A 19,771-nucleotide genomic window follows, 5' to 3' on the forward strand; every position below is an offset into this window, starting at 1 on the left:
ACGATGACAACGAAAATTATTATTATTGATGACCACCAGTTATTTCGCGAAGGGGTAAAACGGATTCTTGATTTTGAAGAAACGTTTGAAGTGCTTGCAGAAGGGGACGATGGAACCGAAGCACTTTCGCTCGTTGAAGAGCATAACCCGGATGTTGTCATCATGGATATTAACATGCCGGAAGTGAATGGTGTCGAAGCAACACGCAAGCTGGTTGATAAACACCCGGACACAAAAGTCATTATTTTATCGATTCACGATGATGAAAACTATGTAACCCATGCCCTGCAATCAGGTGCGCTTGGTTATCTGCTGAAAGAAATGGATGCAGAAGAGCTTGTTGAAGCAGTGAAGGTGGTTGCAGACGGAGGATCTTATCTGCATCCGCGTGTAACCCATAATTTAATTGCGGATTACCGCCGCCTTTCATCCGATGACGGAAAAGGAAAAGGATTCCAGCAAACAGAAGTGGTGCGTCCGCTTCACCTGCTGACACGCCGCGAGTGTGAAGTGCTTCAGCTTTTAGCGGATGGAAAAAGCAACCGCGGCATTGGAGAAGCACTGTATATCAGTGAAAAAACGGTTAAAAACCATGTAAGTAATATCCTGCAAAAAATGAATGTAAACGACCGTACACAAGCTGTTGTAACAGCCATCAAAAAAGGCTGGGTGGAAGTGCGCTAAAAGAGTCCCTTTTATGGGGCTTTTTTTTGTAGAAAAGAGCTGTTAAAAGGAGGAAGACTTTTATTTCTTTGGGCAGCAGGCCACTCACCACCGCTTCTTTTGTTGCATACACTACAAGCGAAAGGAGCGATGAAGATGAGTCCGTTCAACGTGCGCCCGCCCTACTATCCTTATCCGCCGTATCCGCCGTATTATCAGCCTCCTTATTATGGCTATGGCTACGGCTATGGCGGCTACCAGAATCCATTTTTAGGAGGATTTTTCGGTGGTTTAACAGGAAGCCTGCTGACGCCGATTTTCTACGGTCGTCCGCCCTTTAGACGCTATTAATGAAAAAACGGTCTGCGCTGGTTGAGTGCGGGCCTTTTTTCTTTTACAATAAGAATAAAAAGCGGTATGTGCGGCGTCCTGCCGCACCATTTTTGGACAAGCCCTGGAAGGACGTGCAGAAACGGTGAACAATAAATGGACAGCGGCTCTTGTTTTAGCCGGTGCATTGCTGGCTGGCTGCGGTGAGGAAAAAGAGCAAGCCGCCCATTCAACAGCGGATGGTGAAGCGGGCCGCGCGGAGCAGGAGACGCACAGTGCCGGGACAAGCGATGAAAGTGCAGCAGTAAGAGCACCTATTGAAGAAGCAGAAGGTATACCCGGCGAAGAAAAAAAGGCGATTCTTGCTGTGCTGAATGAGCAAATTCAGTCGTTTAACAATAAGGATCTTGCCCGATATATGGCCACTATTTCGGAAACCCCGAAGTCATTTGATTACGACGAAGAAAAAGCGTACGTGGAAAAAGTGTTTCAAACATTTGACGCCGTCATGGAGCCTGAGAATATAACCATTATTCAGTACGATAAATCAGCACAAACTGCCAATGTATTTATGAATATGAAATCAACGTCGAAGGATATTGCTACAGGCAAACAAGTTCAGCAGACCACACGCCAGATCATGGTGTTTCAAAAAGAGGAGAGCGGCTGGAAGCAAGTTTCCCTTTTTGCCATGGAATGATATAGTAAAAAGAAAAGAGGTTTTTAAACATGACAAAAGAAATGAACGTAGAAAGCTTTAATTTGGACCACACAAAAGTAAAAGCGCCTTATGTCCGTCTTGCCGGTATCAAGGAAGGGCAAAACGGAGATAAAATTTTAAAATATGATGTTCGCTTCTGCCAGCCGAACAAAGAGCATATGGACATGCCGGCTCTTCATTCACTAGAGCATATGATGGCAGAATTCAGCCGTAACCATTCGGATAAAATTGTAGATATTAGCCCAATGGGATGCCAGACGGGCTACTATATTGCGGTTATTAATCACGAAGATTACGAAGATATTTTAAACATCCTTGAAAAAACGTTACAGGACGTATTAGAAGCAACTGAAGTACCGGCCTGCAATGAAGTACAATGCGGATGGGCAGCAAGCCACAGCTTAGAAGGCGCGAAAGAAATCGCCCGCGACATGCTTGCCAAGCGCCAGGAATGGACAGAAGTATTTGCCGGGTAAGCCGTGTGCTGACAAGCGGATAAAAGGAATGGCCTTTTATCCGCTTTTTATTTTGGATTGATTCTCTCAAAACGAGCCGATATCTGTGTCCATCAAGAGGATAATCAATGACATCAAGAAAAAGAACCCCATTTTTTATGAGGAGGTTTTTGAATGGTGAATGAAACAGTCAAGCGACATGTATGGCAGCGGTTTGTAAGAGAAGGTGTGCTCGATGCGGCACGCCTGCAAAAGCGGATTGAAGAATCGTGGTATATGTGCCAGAAAAATGGCGTAAATCCATACGACGGTAAAGGAAAAGAGATTTTAACACCGGACCAGCTTCGCATCCGCCTTGAAAAAAATGACCGGCTGGCCTCGATTGCAGCGCCACTGATGAACAGGGTCATCGCCTCTATCCATCAAGCCAATACGATGATCCTATTGACCGACAATGAAGGATATATTTTAGCTACAAGGGGACCGGATCCGGCTTTAAAGCAGGCTTCCAAAATTAATTTTGTAGAAGGATCGAGGTGGACAGAAGATGTGGTCGGCACAAATGCAGTTGGAACCGCTCTCAGAACAGGAGAGGCGATCACCGTGGTTGGCACCGAGCACTATTCAGTCGCTTCCCAGCTCTTTTCCTGTTCAGCGGCGCCTATTCACGCATCAGACGGCACGCTGTTAGGCGTACTCGATATAACAAGTTCAGTAGAAGATTCCCGCCATGAACATATGCTGGCTGCTGTTTGTGCCGCTGCTTTTGCCATTGAGCAGCAGTGGGCGGCAATGGAGAAAATGGATGAGCAGGCGCTCGTGATGACGGCTTCTTTTTATCGCCAGCATTCCGCGGCCATAGCGGCGGTTTCTGCATCCGGTCTTGTCGTCTGGATGAATGACAGGATGAAGGAAAAGTGCCAGACGGCTGTTCCTTTTCCATTGTATGAACTGCCAGAAACGGTCTGGGTACAGGATGTGATGCGGGATGTATTTAACGAATCGCGTTCTTATCAAATCGGCCGTTTAGTTCAGTTTTCCTCGTCCAAAAAATCGCCGGCTGTTTCAGGCTGGACGGACACCTTTCATTATAGAGGAGTCATTGGCACATCAGCGTCCTTTCAGCATGTTTTGTGGCAGGCAGAACGGGTGGCCCAAACCGATGCGGCTGTACATATTCACGGGGAAACAGGGACTGGAAAAGAAATTTTAGCCCGGGCTATTCATGAAAACAGCGGCCGTCAAAACGGGCCGTTTATCGCGGTTAACTGCGGGGCCATTCCAGCGTCATTGATGGAAAGCGAGCTGTTCGGCTATGAAGGCGGTGCTTTTACAGGGGCGAGCCGGAGCGGCTATCAGGGGAAAATCCGTGATGCAGATGGAGGCACGCTTTTTTTAGATGAAATTGGCGATATTTCAGAGCAGATGCAAATTTCACTGCTGCGTGTGCTGCAGGAGCAGGAAGTGATGCCTGTCGGCGCATCCAAGCCAGTTCCGGTCAATGTTCGGATCGTTACAGCCACCCATCGTAATTTAATTGAGCTGGTGAACAAGGGAGGGCTGCGAGAAGATCTTTTTTACCGGATTTATGTGTTTCCGATCGCGTTGCCGCCGCTGCGCCAGCGGCTTTGTGACATGAAGCTGTTTATCCAGGATTATCAAAAAAGGATGCATTGGAACGGCACAGTTCCGGAGTCTCTTATTGATGTTTTTAAGCAGCACTCATTTCCAGGTAATTTCCGTGAATTGTTTAATATATTAGACCGCATCCGTATTTTGTATGGTGATCATGTACCAGCAGAGTTATCGCCGGCAGACGTAATGATCTCACTTGAGACAACGGATGGAACAGAATGGTCGAGCCGCCAGGAAATCGAGCGGGAAGAATTGTTGCAGGCATTAAAGAGGGCAAAAGGTCATGCTCCAACCGCGGCGAACGAGCTCGGTATACCACGCAGCACTTTTTACCGGAAGCTGAAACAATATGGGATCAATTGAGACGAGCCGGGACAACAGTGGGAAAAATGGTCTCGTTATCGAGAAAGAGCGCGCTGCTTCGGTATCCCCAGGCTGGCATGGTGCTTGCATAAAGAAATTTGAAAGCGTTTTCTATTTCATTTATCAATGAAAGGGAGAGGGTACCATGTCACAAACGCAAACGAACCAAACAACCATTTCTAAAGAGGAAGCTACCTGGATGTTTCAAAAAATGCTTGAAATACGGCACTTTGAGGACCGGGTTCACGACATTTTCGGAACCGGCATCCTGCCTGGCTTTGTTCATTTGTATGCAGGAGAAGAAGCAATTGCGGTCGGTCTCTGCGCTCATCTCGATGATAAAGACTACATTACAAGCACACACCGCGGGCACGGGCACTGTATTGCCAAAGGCTGTGACTTGAACGGTATGATGGCTGAGATTTATGGAAGGGCAACCGGGCTTTGTAAAGGCAAGGGTGGTTCTATGCATATTGCTGACGTGGAAAAAGGAATGCTCGGGGCCAATGGAATCGTTGGAGGCGGCTTTCCGCTGGCCGTTGGAGCGGGCTTAACACATAAATTGAAAAAAACAGGCGGCGTCGCTGTATGCTTTTTCGGAGATGGAGCCAATAACCATGGCACATTCCATGAAGGCATCAACATGGCGGCGATCTGGAATTTACCGGTTATTTTTGTGGCGGAAAACAATGGGTTTGGTGAAGCAACGCCGTTCCATTACGCATCCAGCTGTAAATCCATTGCCGACCGGGCAGCGGGCTACAGTATTCCAGGCGAGACGGTCGATGGAAAAGATGTGATGGCAGTGCATGAAGCTGCAAAACGCGCTGTTGAACGGGCCCGCAATGGTGAAGGACCGACATTGATTGAATGTGTGACATATCGAAACTACGGCCATTTTGAAGGTGATGCACAAACGTATAAAGGAGAAGAAAAAGTAAAGCATCTGGATGACCTCGATGCGATCAAACAATTTTACACGTACTTAACTGAGCAGGACATTATGACCGAAGCGGAGCTTGACCAAATGGATGCTGATGTGCGGAGCGCGGTGGACCGTGCAGTCGAGTTTGCGGAAACGAGCCCGTATCCACTGCCGGAACAGCTCATGGAGGATGTGTACGTGTCATATAAAACGGATGGAGGTGCCACGCAATGACGCGTCAATTAACTTTTTCCCAGGCAGTCAACGAAGCAATGGCTATTTCGATGAGAGAAGATGCGGACGTTATTTTGCTCGGTGAGGACGTAGCCGGAGGGGCGGCGGTTGACCACCTGCAGGATGAAGAAGCATGGGGCGGCGTAATGGGCGTAACGAAAGGACTTGTGCAGGAATTTGGCCGGGACCGGATTATTGACACACCCATTGCGGAAGCAGGCTACGTCGGTGCAGCGGTAACCGCAGCCGCTACAGGAATGCGTCCGATTGCGGAGCTGATGTTCAATGATTTTATCGGCAGCTGCTTAGATGAAGTCATGAACCAGGGAGCCAAGCTGCGCTACATGTTTGGCGGAAAAGCAAAAGTGCCGCTCACGATCCGGACGATGCACGGGGCCGGCTTCCGTGCCGCGGCCCAGCATTCTCAAAGCCTGTACTCGTTCTTTACACACATTCCAGGCATCAAAGTCGTCATTCCATCCACTCCATATGACGCGAAAGGGCTCCTGCTCGAGTCGATTTTTGATGATGATCTGGTTGTTTTCTTTGAAGACAAAACGCTTTACACAATGAAGGGTGAGGTGCCGGAAGGATCATATCGTATTCCGTTCGGAAAAGCGGATATCAAACGGAGCGGTGAAGACGTGACCATTGTGGCGATCGGAAAAATGGTACACACGGCCTTAAAAGCAGCGGGTGAGCTGTCCAAGAACGGGCTGGAGGCTGAAATTATCGATCCGCGTACACTGTCGCCGCTTGATGAGGATACGATCTTATCGTCAGTGGAAAAAACAGGACGTCTCATTGTAGTCGATGAAGCAAATCCACGCTGCAGTGCTGCAACAGACATCGCTGCTCTTGTCGCTGACAAAGGCTTCGACTATTTAGATGCGCCGATCAAAATGGTGACGGCACCGCACACACCGGTTCCGTTTGCTCCGTCACTCGAAGATCTGTATTTGCCAACACCGGATAAAATCATTAAAGCTGTTGAGGAAATGACCGGCAGCGAATTGGTGATATAAAGGGGGAATAGCCGATGGCTGTAAAGTTGATTATGCCAAAGCTTGGTATGGGGATGGAGGAAGGAACGGTCGTTGAGTGGCTGAAGCAGGAGGGAGAAGAAGTAAAAAAAGGGGATTCGGTCGCCGTAATCAGCTCGGATAAAATTGAAAAAGATGTGGAAGCGCCGGCAGATGGAGTACTGCTGAAAATCCAGGCGGCTTCAGATGAAATCGTTAAAGTCGGAGAAGCGATTGGATTTGTCGGGGAAGCCGGAGAAGAAACGGAGGCCATACATGCACCCCAGCCCGAACTTCACCAGGAAGCACCAGAGATACCGATGGAAATACCGGCTTCGATTGAGCAAACAACGGAGCCGTTTACCGCGAAGGCAGAGAAAAATGGCGGTAGAATACGTGTTTCACCGGCTGCGCGCAAGCTCGCTAAAGAACATGATCTGGATATAACCGGCATCCCGGGAACAGGGCCAAATGGAAGGATTACCCGGTCCGATGTGGAGCGCCATTTGCACCATCCAGCGCAGCCAGCCGCAGCTTCCCAGCCGGTTTCGGTCCCGGCTCCGGAAGCGGACGTGGAACCGATGGCTTCCCGTTCTTCTGCAGCAGGCAAGCCCATTGCCGGTATGCGCAAAGTGATCGCCGAGCGCATGTTTAACAGCCTGCAGACAACCGCCCAGCTGACGATTACGATGCGGGCAGACGTAACGGATTTGATGACGATTCGAAAGCAAATGAATGAGTCACTGGCAGAGGAAGGTATTCAATTCACGCTGACCGACTTTGTTGCCAGAGCAGTTATTGCATCGCTGAAAAAACATCCGGAGATGAATGCTACGCTTGAGAATAACCGGCTTGCCCTGCATGACCGTGTTCATCTCGGTGTGGCGGTCGCACTGGATGGCGGCTTGATGGTGCCGGTGATCAATGATGCATGCCGCCTGTCGATGAGAGGCTTATCCGAGCGGATTCGGTCCAATGCAGAGGATGTGAGAAGCGGCCGCGTCCAGGCAGAAAAGCTGAAAGGCTCAACGTTTACGATTACCAATCTTGGAAACTACGATGTAGAATATTTTACACCGGTGCTAAATCCGCCGGAAATCGGGATTCTCGGCCTTGGTCGTGCTATGGCAGAAGCCGTCTTTATAGGGGATGATTTGCAAAAGCGAACCATTCAGCCGCTCAGCTTAACCTTTGATCACCGTGCTATTGACGGTTCCCCAGCGGCCGCTTTCCTGCAGACATTAAAAGGAATGCTTGAACAGCCTTACAGGATGCTTGCGGAATAACCGGGAACAATCAAGGCCTGTTTGACGGCTCACTAGTCCAATAAAAGAGATGATAAAACGTAAAATCCCTGCTTCGGGAAGAAGCAGGGGTTTTCATTCTGTTGAAATAGAATGTTGTCCAACTACCTCATCCTCAAAATCTATATTTGTAGTGATCGTTCTTAGTCGAAGCATAGAAGAAGCGGCATTCGCGGGACTCCGCTTTCCAAGGGGCAGGCGGTGAGCTCGTCTTCACCGCTTCGCGGCAAAGCCGATCTCACCTGTCCCGCTAGTCCCTTAGGAGTCTCCGCCCCGCGCCTGCCGCTTTTGTGGGGAGGAAAGGAAGCCAGTGAAACTTAGGGTGTTTTCCTTTCTTTGCTGGAAAGAACAGAAAAATTCCTTCAGCCTCTCTGTTTTTCAGAAGCACAACGGGCGGAGGGCTGCCGGCGCAGACTTCCGCGGGACGAGCGGACAGGATGAAACAAGCAGCGCGTAGCGATGACTGGTTCATCGTTCGCCCCGCAGAAAAGCGAAGCCGTCAGTCCGCAGCCCACTGACGCTTTTTTCCAAAAGAAGAGGCTTTCTGGCAAGCTAAGAAAGAAACACGTCATATACACTTTTTGAAAAAACGAATGTCTTCTTAACCTCTTTGTTTTTCAAAACTAAGAAAATCCCTCCTTCAAGAAGAAGCAGGGATTTTTGCAGGGCGCCGTTCAATGGTAAACAGAACGGCGGCCAGGATACAAAGAATGCCAGCTGCCTGCCAGCCTGTTAACCGGTCTCCAAAAATCAGCAGGCCGATGAAGATAGCTACAACCGGTTCAGCTGTGGCCAGGATAGCTGCCCGGCCTGACTCCATTTTGGCTAAACCGGCTGTGTAGAATATGTAAGCAAAAACTGTTGATAGGACAACTAATCCGAACACATTCCAGAGTGCACTGAGCTTCATTAGTTGTTCTGTTTTTTGGAACAGGCTCGACATCGGCACGATAAAAACAGCAGCCATCAGCATCGCATAGGCTGTAATCGTTACCGAATGGTAGCGGTGAACAACAAACTTGCCGAAAATCGAATACAAAGCATAAAAAAATCCTGACAGCAGTCCAATGAAAATCGTTGACGTCTTCATATCGGCTTCACCGGATGGCACGAGCCCAACTGCAAGCGAACAGCCGATGACCGTAAAGAGGAGAGCCGTGATTTTTCCTCCGGTAAGTGGCTCTTTAAAAAACAAACGCGACAGCAGTACAACAAAAACCGGTCCCGTATACAGCAGGACAACGGCCAGTGAATTGGACGAGCGCTCGATAACCGTAAAAAAACATAAATTAAACAGAGCCAGGCTGATGATGCCGCAGCCTGCAAAAACGAAGCCGTCCCGCAGACGGATTCGGAGCAGGTGCCGTTTGAAAACGAGTAAAAAAACAAACAGGACAAGAGCAGAGCCAAGCGTCCGCAAGGCCACTACATCGATAGGTGAAAAGCCTGTCCCATAAAGACCCTGCACAAACAACCCAATCATTCCCCACAGGGAAGCGCCTGTTAAAACAAACCATACAGCTTTCACAATTATCCCTCCTGCCACTTATCTTACCGGAAAAAGGGTGCAAAACAACCTTTATTGGTCTAAAATGTAAGAGATATGAAAAAACAAAGAAGGCAGGTACAAGCAGATGAAGACGGCCATTTTGACCGACAGCACCGCTTACCTTCCAAAAGCGCTGCGCGATGAATTAAATATTTTTATGATTCCGCTCAGTGTTATTTTTGGTGAGGATGCATATCGTGAAGAGCTGGATATCACGATGAAGGAGTTTTATGAAAAAGTGAATGAAGGGGGCAAGCTGCCTACCACATCTCAGCCGGTTATTGGCCACTTTGTTGAACTATATGAGCAGATTGCTCAAGAATATGACGCTGTCATTGGCATTTATTTATCGAGTGAGCTGAGCGGCACGTATCAGTCATCCAAAACGGCCGCTGATATGGTAGAGGAACTGGATGTGTATTCATTTGATTCCGAAATCAGCTGCGCACCGCAGGCTTTTTACGTTCTCCGCGCAGCAGAGATGGTCAAAGAAGGAAAAATGCCGGATGAGATTTTAGCTGAACTGACCGAAATGAAAAGATGGACAAAAGCGTACTTTATGGTGGACGATTTAAATCATTTAAAAAGGGGCGGGCGTTTAAGCGGCGCACAGGCGCTGATTGGCGGCCTGCTGCAGGTAAAGCCGATTTTGCATGTGGAAGACAAGCGGCTTGCACCTTTTGAAAAAATCCGGACAAGCAAAAAAGCACTTAAGCGTATAGGTGATTTGTTTGAAGAAGATTATAAGGATGGCGACAAACTTATCGCATCTGTTATTCATGCCAACCGGGAAGACGAAGCCCGCAGCTGGATGGCTGAATTGAAAAAGCGGTTCCCGAATGCAGAAATCGGCATTTCGAGCTTTGGCCCAGTTATTGCCACGCATTTAGGTGAAGGCGCTCTTGCTATGGGCTGGACGAAAAAAAACCCTCCAGGTAATGGTGATCGGTTAATAGATTGAATCACAAAACGAAAAAAAGCGTTCCAGCCCGAAGCTGGAGCGCCTTTTTTATTTTGGAACAGAGTTCAGCACATCATTGATCATTTGCAGTTCTACTGGATCAATTTGGTCTGTGCTTGCTGCCTTCGTACCGCTGATTAAGTTACCGAAGCCTTGTTCATTCAGCTTCTTGAGTATCTCATTGTTAAATGGACGGTTGTTTTCGACTAGATACGTTGTTTTCGAACGGATCATCTGATCAAAAACAGAGCTTCGCTGCATGCCAATCCTCTCTAGCGCTTCTTGATTCAACAGAAGATCTAAAAGAGTCAGCAGCTCATAATCATTGCCGGCAAATGTTAAGTCCGGGTTGACCTGATACCAGAAGTCACCTTTACGGCCACTGTCTGTTCGAATCCATTTTGGATAAAGGTTTTCAATACCCGCTTTGAATTCACGCATCGGTTTCAAGTACTTTTCATCACCTGTCTGCTCATACGCAACGATCAAGAAACGCATGCCGCCGAGCGCGTGATTAAGTGACGAATGGGTTTGCCTGGAACCGGATTTGTAGTAATCCGAAATCATATAGCTTGATGAAGTGATTGGAATGATATTGCCGAGTGATTTTTGATTCACAAGGAAGTTGGCATACGTTAAGTTGTCATCTTTTAACGATTCAATGCCAAGCGCTTCCCCCGTGTTTTTCAAAAACATGGCGGCATTTTCATTTAAGCGCGTATCCACATACGGCGCTGTTGTACCCCATGCATTTTTCAGCCAGGTGCTTGTATACTCGGTATAAAAAAGCGGCTGGGTTCCTTTCGTTACTTCACCGCCCGTGAATACGTCGAGATCCGCTACTCCATTCAGTACAAGGTCATACAAGTAACGATCGCTATGTTCTTGATAAGCCGTTAAATAAATACCTGCCTGCATACGGTTAATACTGCGACCGTAGCCCATTTGGTAGCCTGGTTCAATCGACCAGGGCAGCTTTGTGTAGGCACCGTCGGCTGTCAGCCAGTTATTGATAGAGATATAATCTGTAATTGTACGTTTAAACCATTCGTCTCGTGTAGACGAGCTCTGGAACAAAGGCTTGTCCGATACAAGCGCCCAGGAATCCGAAATGGCGTTGCCTTTTACCGTCATATTCATATTAGCTGTTACAGTGTTCTCCGACTGCTGAATATCGTAGTCGCCATATTCCTTATCAAGCACGCGAAGACGGGAAACGGTGCCATCTGAATAATTCTGCTGTTTTGAAACGGCAACATAATTTTTTCCCATCATGACTTCACCTGTTACAGCAGAGCCTTTTTTGGCAGATAGCACGCCAATTGGGTGGCTTGTTTCATCAATACCGAATACATCATGATGTTCACGGACGACTGTTCCTTGATCACTGTATTTAGCCAGTGAGTAGTTATCAGCCTGTGAAAAAGGAAGAGAAACGGTAGCGGAATATGTATTGTCCGCGTTATGGGTAAATTTTGTGAACACGAATGTGTCACCGTTTGTCAGCTTGCGCAGCGTAACCCGCAAAGAACCAAGTGGTTTATTTGCGTTACCCATATGATAGTAGTAATGATAGTCTGTTGATTCAATATGCTTGTCTGTTTCCTGGCGATCATATTCCAGCGGTACGCCGCGTGAATTCATACGCACCTTTACATATTGAGAATCGTTGACCGGGATGATGACTTCCTGGTTGTCAGCCGGCTCTGGAATGTCTATTGGCTCTTTGTCGCCGCCAGCGTCATCAAGCTTTGCAAGCATCCGTGAAATGAACACAGCTGATTCGCCGCGCGTCGCCGTTTTTTTCGGCAGGAATAAGTTGTCCTTTGTTCCCTGAATCACACCGTAATAGGTCATTCGTTCCACTGCCGCATAAGCGTAGGAACCGATATCCTTTGCATCCTTAAATGTCAGCGGTGAACGGTCCATATAGTCCCCTTCATACTGCATAGCCCGATCAAGCATTGCCGCTACATCGGCACGGGTAACAGATTGATTGGGAAGCAGCTTTCCATCCGTCGTTCCTAAAACGATACCGGCTTTTTTCGCAGCAGCAATTTCAGGATACAGAGTACTTCCAGAAGGCACATCTGTAAAAACAGAATCACCGGCAGGCAGGTCGAGCGCACGGGCCAGATAAGCAACAAATTGACCTCTCGTCACGCTTGCATTCGGCCGGAAGCTTCCATCCGGGTAGCCCTGGATTACTCCTTTTTCGACAAGCTCTTCGATTTGCGGCTTTGCCCAGTGGCTTGAAATATCGTTGAAGCTCTGTGCGGACACATTTAGCGCAAAAGCGAGTATGAGTAAAAGTGCCGTCAGGCTTCCTCCAATTTTTCGCATAAAATCCCCTTTCTTTTTTGTTTCAATGTTACAAAGAAAAGTATAACATACCCCTAAAATACGCCAATGTTAAATTACAGTGACAGTATGATGACGTTTGTAATATTTATCCAACACATGTATACTAAAAGCGAAAGGACGTGACAAATGAATCCCTCCTCTTTTTTTGCAGGACGTGAATTAATTGATGAAGAAATTCCCGTTCTCTCCGATGTAAACCTTCTCGCCACACGCCCCGGCCTTTCCTATCCATTGCTATGCCATCGCTGTGGAAATACCACCAACTTTGCTTCTCATCCCTGTACCCGCTGCGGCACCAGCTGTCCGTACTGTCGGAACTGTATTCAAATGGGAAAAGTCTCATCGTGTACAACGCTTTACCGCTGGCTTGGTCCCCATCCAGCGCATCCAGAAGGAGCCGGAACGCTGCATTGGTCCGGCACACTGTCAGACGGGCAGCAGGCGGCTTCCGAAAACGTCCGGAGGGCTATCCATAACGGGCAGGAGCATACCGTCTGGGCAGTGGCAGGCGCTGGTAAAACAGAAGTACTGTTCCGGGGAATCTCAGAAGCGCTGCAGCAGGGAAAACGTGTCTGCATTGCGGCTCCGAGAGCAGATGTAGTGCGGGAGCTGGCCCCGCGCCTTCAAAGCGTTTTTCCCGATACACCGCCCGTCGCCCTGTACGGCGGCAGCCCGGACCGAAACACCTACAGCCCGCTCGTCATTTCCACTACCCACCAGCTCCTGCGCTTTTACGAAGCATTTGACGTCATGATCGTAGATGAAGTTGATGCTTTCCCGTACACCTTTGATGCCTCTCTTCAATTTGCTGTTCAAAAAGCGCGTAAAAAAGAATCCTCCCTCATTTATTTAACCGCAACGCCCGAGCCTGCCTGGCAGGAGGATATTCAGTATGGAAAGCGGGAAGCCACCCTAATTCCAGCCCGCTATCACCGCCATCCGCTGCCTGTGCCGGAGACAAAGTGGTGTGGAAACTGGAAAAAGTCTCTTGTGCCAGCAGCGATTTTGGATTGGCTGAAGGACAAAAACAAAGCGCTCGTGTTTTATCCGCATATCGAAACGATGGACAAAGCTCTTCCTCTTTTTCAAAAAATCGATTCACGCGTAGAAAGTGTTCATGCACAGGACCCGCTTCGAAAAGAAAAAGTGGAAGCCATGCGCAGAGGGGAAGTACGGATTTTACTGACAACGACCATTTTAGAACGGGGTGTCACATTCCCTGGCGTGGATGTAGCGGTAGTCGGGTCAGAGGATCGAATTTTTACCGAAAGTGCCCTTGTGCAAATAGCCGGACGCGCCGGACGAAGCGCGGACTGTCCAACCGGAAAAGTAACCTTTTTTCACTATGGAAAAACAAATGCCATGGTGCGGGCGGTCAAGCAAATTCAACAAATGAACAGGCTTGGAGAAGAAAGGGGGCTGCTTGATTGAGGCGGAGGTGCCTGCTGTGCGACGGTGAAACAGAGATTCAGTCATGGGCCGCTTTTTTCGGTGTGAAGCCGCCGCTGCTTTGCGAAAACTGCTCCAAAGGATTGCAAAAACTAACCGGCCCTTCCTGTGAAATCTGCTCGAGAAGCATGAAAGAAACCGGAATATGCACTGATTGTGCGGCATGGGATAAAAGTATTTTTCATTCGAATCACTCTTTTTATCACTACAATGATGTTATGCAGGACTTGATCGCTAGGTTTAAATATCGAGGGGATTATGTGCTGGCAGACTTGTTTGCACAGGATATCCGGCGCGCAGCCAGAGAAATGAAATGTGATCTGGTCTGTCCGGTGCCGCTTTCTGTTTCACGACTTGCTGAGCGGCGATTTAATCAATCCGAGGCGCTTATTGAGCCGGCCGGGCTGCAAAAAACGCTCCTTCTGGCACGGCGTGAGTCGAACAAGCAGTCGAAAAAATCACGCGCTGAGCGGGTAACGGCGAGGCAGACCTTTTATCCGGTCGGAGATGCCTCGGGTAAATCGGTTCTTGTGATTGACGATATTTACACAACCGGTGCGACGATGCGGTTAGTTTCCAGGGCGCTCGAACAAGCGGGTGCTGTATCGGTCAAAAGTATTACAATTGCCCGAAGCGGTTCTTGACATTTGACCTATCTGCGCTGAAAATAAAAGCAAATGAATGACAACATATGAGGTGACTGGGATGAATGACGTAGTTGACTGCCCGCGCTGCGGTGCATTGTATGCAAAAAATGCCTTTCGTGATGTATGTCCAAAATGTTTCCGCTCAGAAGAAGAGCTTTATCAAGCTGCCTATACATTTTTAAGAAAAAGAGAAAACCGCGCCGCTACAATGGAGCGCATTGTTGAAGTAACCGGTGCAACAGAAGAAATGGTTTATAAATGGGTGAAAAAAGGACGCCTCCAGGCAGCCCAGTTTCCAAACCTCGGCTACCCATGCGACCGCTGCGGCGCGATTATTCAGCGGGGAAAGCTGTGCAGCAGGTGTATAACGGAAATTGAATCTGACTTAAAGCAGCATGACCGCGAGCAGCAATTCGCAGGCGATCGCCAGGAAAACAATCAGAAAACGTATTTGGGCAAGCGCTTCGACTAAACCCGTCTTTTGATGGGTTTTTTTCTTATGAAAATTACGTCAAATTCCTTACTAAACATTTCTACCGTCCTGACGATATAATAAGCACAAGAACAAAAAAGAAAGCGAGGATACGGAGATGAAAATTAACCATACACCTGGAGTAAATGGAATCAATCCGTATCAGAAGCAGCTGAAAAAAGCAGACGCGGCCAAAGCGGCCAGCCCGGCAGCCGGCGATAAGCTTGAGATTTCAAGCGCCGCCAAAGAGATGCAAGACTCATCCAGAATATTAGCTGAACGCCGCGAAAAGATCGCGCTTCTGAAGGAAAAGATCGCGGATGGCACGTACAAGCCGGATGCTGATGCAACCGCCAAAGCCATGCTCGACTTTTACGGAAAACTGTAACTGTCACCGGATCGCCCACAAGATATTGTTGGGCGGTCTTTCTTTATGTCAAGAACACGGAAAGGAGACCGACTGATGAAAATTCAGCCACAACTGGCACCCGCACCAGGTCAAACAGCGCCCGCTGCCGTTCAAGGGGAAACGAAAGCGCCGCTCGCATCAAATAACGTTACTACTGCTTCTGCACCGGGTGCTGAAAAGCAGCCTGCAGAACTGGCGGTGTTCTCCGAAAAAGGAGTTACGCTCACAAGGGAAGCCGCGCAGGCGGTGAAAACATTTATGGAAACAGCACCGGGCACTGAAGCGGACAAGCTTACGACGGTAAAAGCGTTAGCGGACAAAGGAATCATGCCGTCTGAAGCATCGCTTAAAGCGGTTCATGCCGCACTGACGGGTACGCCGTTTGGCAAGCAGGCAGCCGAATGGCTGACACAGTCGGGCATTGAATTTCCGGAAAATATACGCGCGGCAATTGATAAAGCGCTGCAGCTTGGACGTACGCAGGAAGCCGTTGCGGCGATCAAGTCATCACCGCTTCCTGATCAGGTCGTCAAGCAAATCGACGCTCTGATCAAGCAATCTGGCTCACCTGCCGAGCTGGCGCAGGCATTAAAAAAGTTAGCGGCGGAGCAAAACATCCCGGCGGTGAAGCTGATCGAACGCGCAGGCGCCATACAGGCGGAAATGATCCATCACGCAGCGAAGCAAAAGCTGGGAGAAGCCATTACTCTTTTGTTAAAGCAGCAGCCGTCCGATCCAATGCTGCAGTCGCTTGCCCAAAAGCTTGCTCAAAATGGCTCTCTGCAGGAAATCGTTCAGGCGCTGCGTACATCATTTACTGGTGATCGTACCGCTGTCTTGAAACCAGTCGCAGAAGCCCTGCAGCTCGCAGACATGGCAAAGGAGCGGACAGCGGGTGCACTTCAGCCATCGGGGATTATTCTCCCGGAAACAGAAGACACAGAGCCGTCACTGCCGCAAAGGGCAGCCATCATGATTCAAAAAGAACCATCTTTTGAGCGGGTTGCTTCTTTTGTAAGGGACACCCTGCCGGAATTAACCGATACAGTCCAGCGGGCAGAAGCATTGGCTGCATCAGGAAAAGAGCTTGCTGCCCGCAGTGAGCTGATGAAGGGCATCGAACCGCACATCGCATCAGCTTCTATGGAAGAAGCAGCCAGTCTGCCAGCTGATTTATTCGCCCATGTACCGCCAGCTTCGAAAACCGTAGTCATGACAACCATTACCGAAAAAATGTCGCAGTCGGCGATTGATTTCAAGCAATTTAAGCGAGACATTATGCGCAACCTCCAAACGGCTGAACTGCTGGCGAAAACACCGCAGCAGGCGAAGCCGGTCGTGGAAACAGCGATTAAAACGCTGGATAACGCTATTTTAAAGGGTAATTTTATGCTTTATACCGATATGAAAACCGAAAAAGATTTAATGCAGGCCTCGCAGCAGCTGGCGGATGCACGCAAGCTGCTGGCAAAAGGCGACACACAGGCCGCTGCCCGGATCGTGTCGGATGTAAAGATGCTGATCGATAAAGTCACCTTTAAGCCATCAGACGCCCGGGTGATTCATATGGCTGCGCAGGAGGCGGCCGAAACGCCGCAGCGTCAATTAGCCGGTGCAATGGCCGGTTTGAATGACACACCGGGTGCCCGTAACGCTTTTGAGCTTGTGCGGGCTGCAGGCTATAACTATGAGCATGAGCAATCCACTGCGCTTTTAAAAGGAAAAGCAGAGGTGCCAAATGCGGTGAAACAGGCACTGCTTGCTACGATGAACAGTGATCAAGCGGCCACAAACTTAACCGGCCAGCAGCTGTTAAGCAAGCCGGAGAACGGGCTGCAGTCGATGATGATGTCACTGCCGTTTCTACTTGGCGGCCAGGCAGATAACGTAAATGTCTTTATCCGTTCAAAAAACGGCGGCCAGCAGGTAGACTGGGAAAACTGTTCCCTGCATTTCTTATTTGAAACGAAAAAGCTTGGCGCGGTCGGGATGACGATTACAGCCGCCGACCGAAATCTTTCCCTGAAAGTACAGAACGACCAGGAGGGCTTTGAGCAAAGGATGGCACCGCTCGCTGCGGTGCTGAAAAACCGTCTTTCTGATATCGGCTACCGCGTCGGAGCGGTTCAATTCGGCGCATTTGCCCAGAAAGCAGAAGGCGGGCCAGCGGTGCAAACAGCTGCCGCAGCTTCTTCTTCGAAAGGATTTGATTTTACAATATGAGTTATTACAACCAGATCAAACGACGGAAAGTGAACGGACCGTCTGCTGCCGTTATTCGTTACGAGGAGGGCAGTGCACCAACGGTCGTAGCGCAGGGAAAAGGTGCTCTTGCCGCAAAAATTTTAGAGCTGGCCGGCCAGCACGGCATTCCGATGGAGCAGGACTCCTCGCTTCTATCAGAGCTGATCGATATTGACCTTGGAGATTCGATTCCGCCTCAGCTGTACTCGGTTATTGCCGAAATGCTGATTTTAATCGAAGAAATGGAATCTGCGTATTAAAATCCGGCAAATATTGCCGATACACACAAGTGAGGTGACAAATGTGATCACAAAAGAAATGATTTATCAAAAAACCCCACAGCAAATTACATCCCTTTTATATGAAGCAGGACTGACACACTTTGACCAGGCGATCGCTTTTTTGAAAGAAAAAAAGTATGCAGAAGCCAACAGAGCCATGCAGAAAATTAACGATATTACCGAGCGGCTCGGCGCCGGCCTTAACTATGAAGCCGGCATTATCGCTGACCAGCTTGATCACGTATATAACTTTATTGCTGATGCCGTTGTGCAGGCGAACATTTATAAAGATGCAAAACGGCTTCAACAGGCACGCCAGCTTTTCGAAACGATTGCCGATGCATGGAATGAAGCGCTGAAAACGGCACCGGCAAAGCCAGCGGCACGTAAAAGAAACGCCTATGAACAAAACATTTTTGTCGAAGCCAGACCGGCAAATACGATTGAAACGGGGAACTAATCGATGAGAATTAACCATAACATTCAAGCATTAAATGCCTACCGCAACCTGGGAAATACAAACAACGCTACATCTAAAAGCCTTGAAAAATTGTCATCCGGCCTTCGCATTAACCGGGCAGCGGACGATGCAGCCGGCCTTGCGATTTCGGAAAAAATGCGCTCGCAGGTGCGTGGCCTGGATATGGCGGAGCGTAATTCACTCGATGCGATCTCGCTAATTCAAACGGCGGAAGGAGCGCTTGCTTCTACGCATGATATCCTGCAGCGGATGCGTGAATTATCGGTTCAGTCTGCGAATGAAACACTTGAGACTACAGATAAGCAGGCGATCCAGGACGAGATCGATGCGCTAACAGAAGAAATTGACCGTATTGCAAACGAAACGGAATTCAATGAAAAAAAATTACTGGATGGAAGCATTCCAGCTGGCGGTCTTGCTTTTCAAATTGGCGCCAACACAGAACAAATGTTAAAAATTGAGATTGCTGGAATGGGTGCCACAGATTTAGGTGTAAACAGCCTGGATATGCTTTCAAATGCATCATCAGCAATTTCAACCATTGATGCAGCGATTTCAAAAGTATCTGAGCAGCGCAGCAAGCTTGGGGCCGTACAAAACCGCCTGGAGCATACAATCACAAACCTGCAGACAGCCAATGAAAATCTGACAGCGGCTGAATCACGTATCCGCGACCTGGACATGGCAGAGGAAATGACCCAGTTTACGAGAAACAACATTTTGAACCAGGCAGGACAGGCGATGCTCGCACAGGCGAATCAGCTTCCGCAGGGCGTTCTGCAGCTTCTTCAATAATTAAACGGAGTGAATACGAATGGAAATCCAGCGCGTAAATAGAGTTTCCGCGTCCCGGACCGAACGAAAAGAAGAAACCGCGAAAGCATCCGTGACGTTCACGGACGTGATCGCAAACAAGCGTCAAAACGCCGCACTTGAAAAAATGAACGGCATGATGAAGGAAATAGAAGTGCAGGGCGAAAAGCTTGCCGAGCACCGGACCATTGACGACCTGCGCAAGTACAAAAAAATGGTCAAGGAATTTATGGAGGAAGCCGTAAACAGCGGTCTTCAGCTGGAAGAACAGCGAGGCTTTAACCGTCGCGGCCGCACAAAGGTATATAAGATTGTGAAAGAAGTGGACAGCCGCCTGACGCAGCTTGCCAATGATGTAATCAACAAAGAAAAATCACAGCTTGATATTTTGAGCAAGGTCGGCGAAATTCGGGGCCTGCTCGTTAACATTTACACATAAAAAGGGGGAG

20 protein-coding genes are annotated in these 19,771 nt (G+C 48.7%); 18 read left to right on the top strand and 2 right to left on the bottom strand.

The genetic code is table 11. The annotated features are described in order from the left end of the window. The first annotated feature begins 3 nt into the window (after positions 1 to 3). From VP97_RS01225 to VP97_RS01260, 8 genes are all read left to right on the top strand, one after another. Positions 4 to 684 carry a response regulator gene (locus VP97_RS01225; protein WP_050179793.1) on the top strand — a complete coding sequence of 227 codons (681 nt, stop codon included), beginning with the start codon at positions 4 to 6 and terminating at the stop codon, positions 682 to 684. Positions 685 to 819: 135 nt separating this feature from the next. Continuing rightward, the gene (locus VP97_RS01230; protein ID WP_050179794.1) at positions 820 to 1,014 is read left to right on the top strand and encodes a hypothetical protein; all 195 of its coding nucleotides are present in this window, start codon (positions 820 to 822) and stop codon (positions 1,012 to 1,014) included. Positions 1,015 to 1,138: 124 nt separating this feature from the next. Further along, a complete protein-coding gene (locus VP97_RS01235; RefSeq protein WP_050179795.1) occupies positions 1,139 to 1,693 on the top strand; it encodes a Cif family virulence factor in 555 nt (184 codons plus the stop codon). A 29-nt stretch (positions 1,694 to 1,722) separates the two neighbouring features. Further along, the gene (locus VP97_RS01240; protein ID WP_050179796.1) at positions 1,723 to 2,190 is read left to right on the top strand and encodes an S-ribosylhomocysteine lyase; all 468 of its coding nucleotides are present in this window, start codon (positions 1,723 to 1,725) and stop codon (positions 2,188 to 2,190) included. 153 nt (positions 2,191 to 2,343) lie between these two features. Further along, a complete protein-coding gene (locus VP97_RS01245) occupies positions 2,344 to 4,167 on the top strand; it encodes a sigma-54-dependent Fis family transcriptional regulator (RefSeq protein WP_050179797.1) in 1,824 nt (607 codons plus the stop codon). Between the two features lie 145 nt (positions 4,168 to 4,312). Then, complete coding sequence (locus VP97_RS01250; protein WP_050179798.1) at positions 4,313 to 5,326, top strand: thiamine pyrophosphate-dependent dehydrogenase E1 component subunit alpha; 1,014 nt, start codon at positions 4,313 to 4,315, stop codon at positions 5,324 to 5,326. Continuing rightward, a complete protein-coding gene (locus VP97_RS01255) occupies positions 5,323 to 6,351 on the top strand; it encodes an alpha-ketoacid dehydrogenase subunit beta (protein WP_050179799.1) in 1,029 nt (342 codons plus the stop codon). Before VP97_RS01250 ends, VP97_RS01255 begins: the two co-directional genes overlap by 4 nt. Positions 6,352 to 6,365: 14 nt before the next feature. After that, a complete protein-coding gene (locus VP97_RS01260) occupies positions 6,366 to 7,634 on the top strand; it encodes a dihydrolipoamide acetyltransferase family protein (protein ID WP_050179800.1) in 1,269 nt (422 codons plus the stop codon). 658 nt (positions 7,635 to 8,292) lie between these two features. Here the strand turns inward: VP97_RS01260 and VP97_RS01270 are convergent. Then, a complete protein-coding gene (locus VP97_RS01270; protein WP_245629808.1) occupies positions 8,293 to 9,180 on the bottom strand; it encodes a DMT family transporter in 888 nt (295 codons plus the stop codon). Between the two features lie 106 nt (positions 9,181 to 9,286). Between VP97_RS01270 and VP97_RS01275 the strand changes: the two genes are divergently transcribed. Continuing rightward, complete coding sequence (locus VP97_RS01275; protein WP_050179802.1) at positions 9,287 to 10,162, top strand: DegV family protein; 876 nt, start codon at positions 9,287 to 9,289, stop codon at positions 10,160 to 10,162. 48 nt (positions 10,163 to 10,210) lie between these two features. Here VP97_RS01275 and VP97_RS01280 read toward each other — a convergent pair whose 3' ends face one another. Beyond that, positions 10,211 to 12,505 (bottom strand): S-layer homology domain-containing protein, encoded by a 2,295-nt coding sequence (locus VP97_RS01280; protein ID WP_050179803.1) that lies wholly within the window; start codon positions 12,503 to 12,505, stop codon positions 10,211 to 10,213. 147 nt (positions 12,506 to 12,652) lie between these two features. Here VP97_RS01280 and VP97_RS01285 point away from each other — a divergent pair, with 147 nt between their 5' ends. From VP97_RS01285 to VP97_RS01325, 9 genes are all read left to right on the top strand, one after another. Continuing rightward, positions 12,653 to 13,957: an ATP-dependent helicase ComFA gene (locus VP97_RS01285; RefSeq protein WP_050179805.1), complete on the top strand. Its 1,305-nt coding sequence runs from the start codon at positions 12,653 to 12,655 to the stop codon at positions 13,955 to 13,957. Continuing rightward, complete coding sequence (locus tag VP97_RS01290) at positions 13,954 to 14,619, top strand: ComFC family protein (RefSeq protein ID WP_050179807.1); 666 nt, start codon at positions 13,954 to 13,956, stop codon at positions 14,617 to 14,619. The genes VP97_RS01285 and VP97_RS01290 overlap by 4 nt, the downstream gene beginning before the upstream one ends. 61 nt (positions 14,620 to 14,680) lie before the next feature. Then, on the top strand, positions 14,681 to 15,094 hold the full coding sequence (locus tag VP97_RS01295) for a TIGR03826 family flagellar region protein (protein WP_050179808.1): 414 nt from the start codon (positions 14,681 to 14,683) through the stop codon (positions 15,092 to 15,094). Between the two features lie 118 nt (positions 15,095 to 15,212). Further along, entirely contained in the window at positions 15,213 to 15,482 is a 270-nt protein-coding gene (flgM, locus tag VP97_RS01300) for a flagellar biosynthesis anti-sigma factor FlgM (RefSeq protein ID WP_050179809.1), read from the top strand. A 75-nt stretch (positions 15,483 to 15,557) separates the two neighbouring features. Continuing rightward, positions 15,558 to 17,726, top strand: coding sequence for a hypothetical protein (locus VP97_RS01305; protein ID WP_050179810.1), 2,169 nt, complete (start codon positions 15,558 to 15,560; stop codon positions 17,724 to 17,726). Continuing rightward, positions 17,723 to 18,007 (top strand): EscU/YscU/HrcU family type III secretion system export apparatus switch protein, encoded by a 285-nt coding sequence (locus VP97_RS01310; protein ID WP_050179811.1) that lies wholly within the window; start codon positions 17,723 to 17,725, stop codon positions 18,005 to 18,007. Before VP97_RS01305 ends, VP97_RS01310 begins: the two co-directional genes overlap by 4 nt. A 43-nt stretch (positions 18,008 to 18,050) precedes the next feature. Then, positions 18,051 to 18,488 (top strand): flagellar export chaperone FliS, encoded by a 438-nt coding sequence (gene fliS, locus VP97_RS01315; RefSeq protein ID WP_245629809.1) that lies wholly within the window; start codon positions 18,051 to 18,053, stop codon positions 18,486 to 18,488. 3 nt (positions 18,489 to 18,491) lie between these two features. After that, complete coding sequence (locus VP97_RS01320) at positions 18,492 to 19,304, top strand: flagellin N-terminal helical domain-containing protein (protein WP_050179813.1); 813 nt, start codon at positions 18,492 to 18,494, stop codon at positions 19,302 to 19,304. Between the two features lie 19 nt (positions 19,305 to 19,323). Further along, complete coding sequence (locus tag VP97_RS01325; protein ID WP_050179815.1) at positions 19,324 to 19,761, top strand: YaaR family protein; 438 nt, start codon at positions 19,324 to 19,326, stop codon at positions 19,759 to 19,761. The last annotated feature ends 10 nt before the right edge of the window (positions 19,762 to 19,771 follow it).

The organism is Domibacillus robiginosus (assembly GCF_000966195.1).
GTDB lineage: Bacteria > Bacillota > Bacilli > Bacillales > Domibacillaceae > Domibacillus > Domibacillus robiginosus.

Coding starts and splice junctions, on each gene's coding strand:
- VP97_RS01225 (WP_050179793.1), top strand. CDS start 4: ATGACAACGAAAATTATTATTATTGATGACCACCAGTTATTTCGCGAA.
- VP97_RS01230 (WP_050179794.1), top strand. CDS start 820: ATGAGTCCGTTCAACGTGCGCCCGCCCTACTATCCTTATCCGCCGTAT.
- VP97_RS01240 (WP_050179796.1), top strand. CDS start 1,723: ATGACAAAAGAAATGAACGTAGAAAGCTTTAATTTGGACCACACAAAA.
- VP97_RS01245 (WP_050179797.1), top strand. CDS start 2,344: ATGGTGAATGAAACAGTCAAGCGACATGTATGGCAGCGGTTTGTAAGA.
- VP97_RS01250 (WP_050179798.1), top strand. CDS start 4,313: ATGTCACAAACGCAAACGAACCAAACAACCATTTCTAAAGAGGAAGCT.
- VP97_RS01255 (WP_050179799.1), top strand. CDS start 5,323: ATGACGCGTCAATTAACTTTTTCCCAGGCAGTCAACGAAGCAATGGCT.
- VP97_RS01260 (WP_050179800.1), top strand. CDS start 6,366: ATGGCTGTAAAGTTGATTATGCCAAAGCTTGGTATGGGGATGGAGGAA.
- VP97_RS01275 (WP_050179802.1), top strand. CDS start 9,287: ATGAAGACGGCCATTTTGACCGACAGCACCGCTTACCTTCCAAAAGCG.
- VP97_RS01280 (WP_050179803.1), bottom strand. CDS start 12,505: ATGCGAAAAATTGGAGGAAGCCTGACGGCACTTTTACTCATACTCGCT.
- VP97_RS01285 (WP_050179805.1), top strand. CDS start 12,653: ATGAATCCCTCCTCTTTTTTTGCAGGACGTGAATTAATTGATGAAGAA.
- VP97_RS01295 (WP_050179808.1), top strand. CDS start 14,681: ATGAATGACGTAGTTGACTGCCCGCGCTGCGGTGCATTGTATGCAAAA.
- flgM (WP_050179809.1), top strand. CDS start 15,213: ATGAAAATTAACCATACACCTGGAGTAAATGGAATCAATCCGTATCAG.
- VP97_RS01305 (WP_050179810.1), top strand. CDS start 15,558: ATGAAAATTCAGCCACAACTGGCACCCGCACCAGGTCAAACAGCGCCC.
- VP97_RS01310 (WP_050179811.1), top strand. CDS start 17,723: ATGAGTTATTACAACCAGATCAAACGACGGAAAGTGAACGGACCGTCT.
- VP97_RS01320 (WP_050179813.1), top strand. CDS start 18,492: ATGAGAATTAACCATAACATTCAAGCATTAAATGCCTACCGCAACCTG.
- VP97_RS01325 (WP_050179815.1), top strand. CDS start 19,324: ATGGAAATCCAGCGCGTAAATAGAGTTTCCGCGTCCCGGACCGAACGA.